The 7,570-nt window shown below is 56.9% G+C and carries 8 protein-coding genes; 4 read left to right on the top strand and 4 right to left on the bottom strand.

Translation table 11 applies throughout. The features are described from left to right. Window positions 1-142: 142 nt before the first annotated feature. The gene (locus tag SD70_RS27980; protein ID WP_041051691.1) at window positions 143-1,048 is read left to right on the top strand and encodes a polysaccharide deacetylase family protein; all 906 of its coding nucleotides are present in this window, start codon (window positions 143-145) and stop codon (window positions 1,046-1,048) included. Window positions 1,049-1,106: 58 nt separating this feature from the next. Here SD70_RS27980 and SD70_RS27975 read toward each other — a convergent pair whose 3' ends face one another. The 3 genes from SD70_RS27975 to SD70_RS27965 form a co-directional block, all read right to left on the bottom strand. Then, window positions 1,107-2,714, bottom strand: coding sequence for a stalk domain-containing protein (locus SD70_RS27975; RefSeq protein WP_156158235.1), 1,608 nt, complete (start codon window positions 2,712-2,714; stop codon window positions 1,107-1,109). A 132-nt stretch (window positions 2,715-2,846) separates the two neighbouring features. After that, entirely contained in the window at window positions 2,847-3,047 is a 201-nt protein-coding gene (locus tag SD70_RS27970) for a hypothetical protein (RefSeq protein ID WP_041051689.1), read from the bottom strand. 4 nt (window positions 3,048-3,051) lie between these two features. Next, window positions 3,052-3,645 carry a type II CAAX endopeptidase family protein gene (locus SD70_RS27965; protein WP_041051688.1) on the bottom strand — a complete coding sequence of 198 codons (594 nt, stop codon included), beginning with the start codon at window positions 3,643-3,645 and terminating at the stop codon, window positions 3,052-3,054. Window positions 3,646-3,730: 85 nt separating this feature from the next. Between SD70_RS27965 and SD70_RS27960 the strand changes: the two genes are divergently transcribed. Continuing rightward, complete coding sequence (locus tag SD70_RS27960) at window positions 3,731-4,648, top strand: hypothetical protein (protein WP_041051686.1); 918 nt, start codon at window positions 3,731-3,733, stop codon at window positions 4,646-4,648. 15 nt (window positions 4,649-4,663) lie between these two features. Then, window positions 4,664-4,798, top strand: a complete 135-nt coding sequence (locus tag SD70_RS39510; RefSeq protein WP_269432544.1) for a hypothetical protein — start codon at window positions 4,664-4,666, stop codon at window positions 4,796-4,798. 306 nt (window positions 4,799-5,104) lie between these two features. On the opposite strand, the gene SD70_RS27955 is transcribed toward SD70_RS39510, so the two are convergent. Continuing rightward, window positions 5,105-5,422: a rhodanese-like domain-containing protein gene (locus SD70_RS27955; RefSeq protein WP_041051685.1), complete on the bottom strand. Its 318-nt coding sequence runs from the start codon at window positions 5,420-5,422 to the stop codon at window positions 5,105-5,107. A 538-nt stretch (window positions 5,423-5,960) separates the two neighbouring features. Here SD70_RS27955 and serA point away from each other — a divergent pair. Next, window positions 5,961-7,544 carry a phosphoglycerate dehydrogenase gene (serA, locus tag SD70_RS27950; RefSeq protein ID WP_041051683.1) on the top strand — a complete coding sequence of 528 codons (1,584 nt, stop codon included), beginning with the start codon at window positions 5,961-5,963 and terminating at the stop codon, window positions 7,542-7,544. Window positions 7,545-7,570: the final 26 nt, after the last annotated feature.

The following is a 7,570-nucleotide window of genomic DNA, read 5'->3' as shown; positions in this document are numbered from 1 at the left end:
GCGCCGCCTTGCCCGCGCATACGCCGCGCGAACAGGAAAAGCGAGGGTCCCGGCGCCTGACAAGGGGACTTTTTTCCCGCGTGGAAGTATGCCGCTTATGCTACAATATAGGACAGACCACGTATGAACAGGAGCCATCGCCATGAAAAAAGCTTTCGCCACCCTCGCTGCCACTGCCATTCTCGTATCCGCCTGCGGAGCCGCTCCCGGCAAGCCTGACGCCGCGGCGCCAAAAACAACTTCGCCAGCCGCTCCGGCTCCTTCCGGACAAACGGCCGCGCCGGCACCCGGCGGATCGCCGCAGCCGGCGCCTGTACCTTCCGCTCCCGCCGGGGCTCAAACTTCCGCGCCGACGCCTGTGTCGGGACAATCCGGGGCCGAAGCGAGCAAAGCGGATGCCGAAATCAAAAAAGATTACCATATGAACAAAAATTACGATATCGTCCCCAACGATCCGAACGGCAACAAAAAGGTCGTGCTGCTCACGTTCGACGACGGACCGAAAGAGAAAGAGATGATCGATTCGCTGCTCGATACGCTTGACAAGCACAAGGCGAAGGCGATCTTCTTCATGAACGGCTACCGCATCAAGGCGCACCCCGAACTGCTCAAGCTGATCGACCAGCGCGGCGGCATTATCGGCAATCATTCGTGGGATCATATCGATTTGAAAAAAGAGAACAGCGCGAAGATCGACCAGCAAGTCGACGACGTGATCAAAATCATGCAGGACACGGTCGGCAAAAAGCCGCAGTTTTTCCGCCCGCCGTTCGGTTCCGGCAACGATTACTTGAGGGAGAAAGTCAAAAAGGAAGGCATGCTGTACATGACGTGGTCGAACGGCTCGCTCGACTGGGACATGACCATGAAGAAGAACGATCCCGACAAAGTGGTCAAAAACGTTCTCGACCAGCTGCATAACGGCAGCAACATTTTGATGCACGAGCTGCCCTGGACGTGCGAGGCGCTCGACAAGCTGCTCACCCAGCTGGAAGAAAAAGGCTATTCGTTCGTCGACCCGCGCGCCATCGAGCTGGAGATGAAATAAACTGCAGTTCACGAAAAAAGCTGTCTGCCCCGCGATGCGGAGCAGACAGCTTTTTTGTTCATTGATATGTGATGTATACGGTGCGGAGCCCGTTGTCGTAATCAATCTTGGCGCCGAGCGCCTCGGACAGGAGGCGGACCGGCACCATCGTGTTATTGTTTACCAGCTTGGCGGGCGCATCCGTCGATTGCATTACGCCGTTAACGTCGTATTGCGGCTTCGTCGTGTACAGCGTCACGGTGCGGCCTTTTTTCTTATAGACCGCCGCCTTGAGGGTATCGTTCCATTCAATGTCGGCGCCGAGCGCCGCGGCCAAATCGCGCACCCACAAATACGACGTTCCGTTCTCGATGTAAGGTTTCACCTTCATCGGGAACGTGACGTTGTCCAGCGTATAGGTCGAGCCGTCCAGCCCGAACGCCGCCATATGCCGCACCCCTTCCCCGGCCGTCATCGCTTGCTTGTAATCGGCCGCGTAGGCGTGCAGCTTGCGCTTGCCAAGCCCGTTCGACGGTTCGGTGTGGAACGTCCACTGCTTTGCGAACGACTTTGTGCCCCCGCCCGTCAAAGATGCCGTCAGCTTTACGCTTGCCGTATAGGACGTATCGAGCGCGAGCGGCTGCTTCGGAAGGAGAATGACCTCGTAAATAAGATGATCGTCCGTGGCCGGCGTATTGGCCAATAGTTCGATCTCTTTGCCTTGCGGGTCGGTCAGCTTCGCCTCTTGAAGGCTGACCCTGTCTACGTTCTCCCCGGTTACGGCGACGAGCAGCGGGTAGCCGACCGGATAAGAGGCGGACGAATGGATCCGGATCGGATCGGGGGATTCGTGCCCGTCGAACTGAATCGGCACGTAAGCGTCTCCTACAGCAGGCGAGACGATCAGCTGCGGCTGCTGCGATATATCCTTGCCGAATTCAAGAACCGTATAATGGCCAACTTTGGCGATGCCGAGCGTCTTCGTATTCGGATCCAAAAACGGACTTCGGTGATACGGGGCGTCGAACAGCTTGTCGATCGCCTCCTGGACAGTCCCGTATGTAAGGGATGCGTCTTCGGCGAGACTGCCGGTGTAACCGACATACAGCGCCCGGTCTCGCAACGTAGCTCCGATATAGCCCGGCAGCGAGCTTTTTTCTTCATGAAGCGATGCCGTTTGGCCGTCGACGCTGTTCTTGTCCAAATATTCGGCGTGCTTTTGCGCGGCGGTCGCCAGCTGCGGGTTCATGGTCAGCGGCGGCAAGCCGTAGATTAGGCGGTAATCGTTAATGGCGGCAAGGCCCGAGCGCTGGTCGGCATTGTAGTTGTCAGGCAGCTTGGCGATCGGATTGTCGGTAACGGTAAATTCCCACGATTGCGTCAGCGGCAAATAGCCCGGATATTGAATGATGATGCTTGCTTTGTAAGTACCCGGGGCAAGTTCTTGCTCGGGGGTATAGCTGAACCTCATCGTACTGTTGTTGTAGCTTGCTTTTACTTCTTTTCCGTTTACGTAGAGCGTAAACGACGAAGGCTCCAATTGGCTGTCTGTCTGTTTGACGGCCATCCCGATCTCGGGTTGGGCAAGGCCGATCTTGCCGCTAGGAAACGTCTCATAGTAATAGGAAAAAGCGTGCGCTTTCGGCGCGGGGAGCAAGCAAAGCATGGCGACCAGACATAAAGCCACCAGCGCGGCAGCCGGCGAATCGTGCGCGACATGTTCATAGGCGTCTACCTCTCTGCGGTTAGAATCGGTGATAGCTATGAATCTATCATACCTTTTCGCAGCAGCTTAGGCAATTTGCGGGGGCGGGGGCGATTACCTGGCCCCCGTGCGATAGCCCCAAATGAGCAGTGCCGCAGTCAGAGTCACGAAGAGCCACAGCAGCGCGGCGTAAAACCGGCGCGTCCATACCCCTTTCTCGGACGGGTGCACCGTCTTGCGCGGCGGCAAGTACGTATCGTCCGCCTGCTGCGCGTGAGCGCCGCGCGGCCCGGACGTTAGTTCGCCGTCGTTCATACCGTTAATCCTCCTTGCCGTACCTGATGATGCAGCCCATAGCGAAATCGATGACGAAATGCGCCAGCACCGGCGTCCACAGCGTCCCCGTCTGCTCGTAAATCCAGCCGAGGCCGTAGCTGATGCTGAACACAAGTCCGGTCATAAGCCAGTGCCGCAAATAGCGAAAATGAATCGCCGCAAACAAAATGCTCGTCCAATAAGCCCCCCAGGCATGTTGAATGGCACCGCGAAACAGCGTTTCCTCGCACAACGCTACAACGAGCGACATAAGCGCTATGTGCCATAAGGGGCGGCGCGCAAACAGCTTTTCATTAACGCCGCCGTCGTCAAGCACGTCTTTCGGCACCCAGCGCGAGACGAGCACGTCGAGCAGCAGCACGGCGGCGGCGAACACGAGCGCCCATAATGCGATGCGGGGAACATGGACAAACGGAAAAAGGCGGATCGGATTTACCCTTTCAAATAATAAAACGATAATGCCGATAATCATAGTAACGGCTTGAGTGATGTACAAGTTTAGCAGCAGCGTTCGATCGTCGAGCTTGTCGACGTCAACTTGCTTCAGCTTGAAGCGGTTCCAGTCGATGCGTTTCATGTCGTTCCTCTCCGCCGGCACATATTCCCTTTTGCAGGCTTATCCCCTATACTTTAATGGAGATCATCCAAGAAGGAGCCTATTCATGGAAAAACGTCTGAATCGTACAGATTATTTGTTTGCGATGATGTTCATTTTGATGCTCGTTTGCGTGCTCGGGGCGTTTTTCTTCGGCGTCCGCACCGGTCAGCAGCAAGCGGAAACGAAATACGAGAAGCTGCTCGCTCCGAAACAAGCGGCGAAAGAGCCCGGCGCTTATGAACAGCAGGTGCTGGTGTCCTTTTACCATTCCATATATTCGCCTTACAGGGAATTCGAGCAGAAATGGTTCCAGACGATGGGCGGCATTGAGCTCGGCGGTGCGGCGGTCGATGCGGCCGCGCAGCTGAAAGAGCTCGGCAAGGTGGCGTCGGCGCAGTACGGCAAGCTGCAAGACAAGCCGGTACCGGCCACTTCCCCGCTGCTTGTCGAAGCGCAGCAAAACTATTTGAAGGCGCTCAAGCTGTTCGGCGACGCGCTAAGCGATCTGACTCCGAAGGCGAACTCCTTGAAAGGAAACGAGCTCGCCGCCGCTGTCGGAAGCAACGCCTACTATATCGACGCCCGCAACTACGCGCTTACCGCGCAAAAAAACTATTACGATTCGATCGTGAAGTGGAATCAATCGATCGATGCCGGCTACAAGCCCGTCGATACCGGCGCTAAGCTGTCGCTCGCCGATTGGGGCCAGCTTTCGTTAAACAGCAAAAACGATTATTTGGCGGCAATGATGCTGGGCCAGAAATGGTTTAAGCCGTTCAAGCCGCAAGACTTGACGGTGCGGGTGGACGAGTTCATCGCCAGCGGCGAAGCGAAGAAGCTGAACGTAACGGGCGTGCAGCAAGCCGTCGAGCTGCTGGTCGGCACCGACGCGGTCCGTTCCGGCGACTTCATCCGCAGTAAGCAAAAGTTTTACAGCGGCGAAACGCTTCCGCAAATTCCGTTCTTTTATGAACAAACTTGAGGAGGCAGAGTTAGCATGGACGAGAAAAAGCTGGACTTGATTTTGGACGAGCTGGGCAAGGTAAACGGACGGCTCGACCGGCATGAATCGCTTCTGACCCAACTCATCAAGATGGTTGCTGAGACGAATCAACGACGCAATGTTGGTTGACATGTTGATCCACCTGCACATCAAGCCCATAGAGGAACAGAGTTCCGTTATTTAGGAAAATCAGCGATGATCCTTACAACTTAACGGAACCCCGTTCCGCTATCAGCACCAAATTACTCCCTCAAACTTAGGTTTACTTCGTTTGCCCGGAAAATAAAGGAACTGCGTTCCGCTAATTTCGGGAAATAGCGGGAAATACCGCCAATAACGGAACAGTGTTCCTCTAACGATTTATGAGCCAACATAATTCCCCACAAAACGCCGCGCTGCCCGAACACGGGTAGCGCGGCGTTTTCGCCGGGCGGATCAGTCGTATTGGAATCCGAGCTGCGCCGCCACCGCTGCCATGCCGCCGATCACGTTGATCGCGTTATGGCGCCCTTGCTGCTCCAGGAAGCCGCACACCATTTGGCTGCGCACGCCGTGGGCGCATACGATATAGACGTCGCGGTCGTCCGGGATGTCGTCCAACTGCGCGGGAATCGTATTCATCGGCATGAGCCGCGCTTCTTCCAAATGGTAATAGTCCCATTCCTCCGGCTCCCGCACGTCGATGACGCACAGCTCCTTCCCTTCCTCGCTTTGCAGCAGCTTGACGAACCCGGCTGCATCGATGTGCTGCATGATTGCCCATTCCCCTTTCCTGTTGCTTAAGCTTACAATACCAGAAACGGACCGCCTTACGCTACGCATTGGACTTCCGCCAAGCGTTGCAGTAAAATGAAAACATCGCTGCCGTTTTACTGGAAACAGTTTCAAAATCCGAACATTCACCGCATTTTTGCGAAAAATGTTCGATATCTATTGACAGACGCGCACGATGCATGGTACATTGGAACAAATCCTACAGTACACTAAAGCGTTGACGGAGCCAAGGATACGAGGCGGCTTGCAGAGAGCCGGTGGGTGGTGCAAACCGGCAGCCTCCTGTATGCGGAGCACTCCAGAGTTGTTTTGCTGAACATCGGCCACGCGGACCGATCGTAGGCTTAGCCGGAAGGAACCCGTTATCGTTCCTGGTCTGACAAGACCATGAGGCCGATTCGCGCGAGCGGACGGTGAAGCAAGGGTGGTACCACGAAGCGAACTCTCGTCCCTGCGGCTGCTGGCAGCCGGGGTCGGGAGTTTTTTTGATTGTTATATACAGAGGAGGAGAGAAACGATGTTTAAAGTGTTAGTATCGGATCCGATCAGCGATCAAGGCATTCAGCTGCTGTACGACGCGCCGGATGTGCAGGTGGACAAGAGGCCGGGACTGTCCGAGGACGAGCTTGTGGCCATCATCGGCGAATACGACGCCTTGCTCGTGCGCAGCCAAACGAAGGTAACCGAGCGCATTATGAACGCGGGCGACCGGCTTAAGGTCGTCGGCCGCGCCGGCGTCGGCGTCGACAACATCGACCTGGAAGCGGCCACGAAGCGCGGCATCGTCGTCATTAACGCGCCGGACGGCAACACGATCGCCACTTGCGAGCATACCTTCGCGATGATGATGTCGGTCGCCCGTTCCATACCGCAAGCGTACAAAAAAACGGTCGGCGGCGAATGGGACCGCAAGACGTTCGTCGGCGTGGAACTTCGCAACAAAGTGCTCGGCGTCATCGGCATGGGCCGGATCGGAAGCGAAGTGGCGAAGCGCGCCAAAGCGTTCGGCATGGACGTGCTCGGCTACGACCCGTTCCTGACCGAAGAACGCGCCGAAAAAATCGGCGTCAAGCTGGCCACCGTGAACGAAATCGCACAGCAAGCCGACTTCATTACCGTCCATACTCCGCTTACGCCGGAAACGCGCCACATTATCGGGCCTGCCCAATTCGCCATGATGAAGAAAGGCGTCCGCATCATTAACTGCGCGCGGGGCGGCATCGTCGACGAGCTTGCGCTCGTGGACGCGGTTAACCAAGGCATCGTCGCGGGCGCGGCGTTCGACGTGTTCGAGGAAGAGCCGCCGCAGCCGGACCATCCGTTTCTGAACAACCCGCGCATCATCGTGACGCCGCACCTCGGCGCTTCTACCGTGGAAGCGCAAGAGAACGTCGCTATCGACGTCTCCGAGGAAGTGCTGCACATTTTGCGCGACCAGCCGTTCAAAAACGCCGTCAACATGCCGGCCGTTCCGGCGAACGTGCTCAGCAAGCTGCAGCCGTATTTCCGGCTCAGCGAGAAGCTCGGCCGGTTCCTCGGCCAAATTACGGAAGGCGCGATCCGCGAAATCGTCGTAAACTACGCCGGCGAGCTCGTCGACGTCGATACGACCCCGCTCACCCGCTACATCGTGCAAGGCGTGCTCGGCAACCGGCTGGAGGGCGTCAATATCGTAAACGCGATGCATCTCGCCAAGTCGCGCGAAGTGAACATCGTCATCCAGAAGGCAACGGCGGTCAAATCGTTCACGAACCTGATCACCGTAACGCTCAAAACGAAAGCCGAGGAGCGCGTAGCCGCCGGCACGCTGCTGGCCGGTTACGGCGAGCGCATCGTCCAGATCGACCAGTACCCCGTCGACTTCGCGCCGGAAGGCAATACGCTGCTCATCTCGCACAACGACAAGCCGGGCATTATCGGCCGCGTCGGAACGCTGCTCGGCGATAACGGCGTCAACATCGCCACGATGCAGGTCGGACGCAAAGTCGTCGGCGGTTCGGCGATCATGGTGCTCACCATCGATAAACCGGCGCCGAAAGAAGTGCTGGGCGAATTGACCAAGCTGCCGGAAATTGTCGGTGTGCGCGAATTCACCGTCTGATTGTTTCACGGGGAGCAACATTCCCT

The sequence above is a fragment of the Gordoniibacillus kamchatkensis genome (assembly GCF_000829455.1).
Taxonomy (GTDB): domain Bacteria; phylum Bacillota; class Bacilli; order Paenibacillales; family NBRC-103111; genus Gordoniibacillus; species Gordoniibacillus kamchatkensis.
This window is presented reverse-complemented; position numbering and strand designations above follow the sequence as displayed.